General features: G+C 53.1%; 1 pseudogene. It reads right to left on the bottom strand.

What is annotated here, in order from left to right:
• Nucleotides 1–21: 21 nt before the first annotated feature.
• Nucleotides 22–1115 (bottom strand): annotated as a pseudogene (locus ACH6EH_RS20140) (transposase); the annotation flags it as partial.

The raw sequence follows: 1115 nt of genomic DNA, 5'->3' as shown, positions 1-1115 counted from the left end.
TAGGGCTTGCTGAACGATTCTTTATCCAGCCTTCAGAGCTAGGCGTCCACGAGACTGCATCGTGAAAATGAGGAAATAAAGAACGCGGAGCCTACGCTCCAAGTTCATCACCAGAAGCTGTAGCGTAATCACCGATTCACTTGTCTTTGCAAGGCGTGCGCGAATACAACCAAGCCCATACTTGCGCTTGCCTTCTCCAAACTTGCCTTCAATCGCGTTTCGTTCGCCGGTGTCCTGTTTGAGAACTTGCTTTTCTTCGCTCGTCGGTCCATTTTTCGGCTTGCGCCCCAATGCTGGTCCACGGAGTCGGATTCCATGTTGCTTGCAGAAGCTCCGGTTTTCGCGCGTGCGATAGATTTGATCGGCTTGGACGACAGCCGGATAGAATCCCATACGCTTGCGGTACTTCTCGATCACGTCAATAAGCGTCGTGCTCTCGTTGAAGTTATCCCAGGACAGCCGATCCAGGAACGCATAGCCTTTGGTCATGCTTACTGCGATCTTGGCTCCGAACTCGACGCGTGCCTTGGCTTTCCCTCGTACAATCGGCCGGATATGCGGCTGATGAATGCTGACGATCCGATCTTCCATCTGGTGAGAACGTGCATTGTACATGTGTAACTGCTGACAGTAAAGTTCATGAATGACCAGCAAGTCTCGGTAGGCTTTGCGGCTAAGCAGCGTGAGCTCCTGCACCTCGGCTTGTTCGGCGATGATGGCAAGGTTCCGTCCAACGTAACCGAGCTGAAGTCTGATGGCTTTGCGAATCACTTTCGGTCCCGGCCTGCGGTTGCTTGGAGACGGCAAGAAATGGTTTGCGCGCCTTTTCCCGGTACGTACGTGGTTTCGCCGTTTGTCCGATGAACGGTTCATGCAACGTATCGATGATCGCTTCGAGCTTCTCCCGCGCTTCATTCAGCAGGTTTCAGATCTGTGGGATATGCTACATCCGCTGACGCGCAAGTGGCATCTACCAGCATGGTCCCTTGATTTTGCAAAGCTGTCGCTTCTGATGCTGTCGATACCAGATGCGCTTCAGAAACAGACGTTGTCGCTTCAGGACTCTCTGGCATTGCGGCCGTCTGGGGTGGTCCTGCTTTTGACGATTCATCCGA

This window comes from Paenibacillus sp. JSM ZJ436 (assembly GCF_044383795.1).
Lineage (GTDB): Bacteria > Bacillota > Bacilli > Paenibacillales > Paenibacillaceae > Paenibacillus_AQ > Paenibacillus_AQ algicola.
This window is presented reverse-complemented; position numbering and strand designations above follow the sequence as displayed.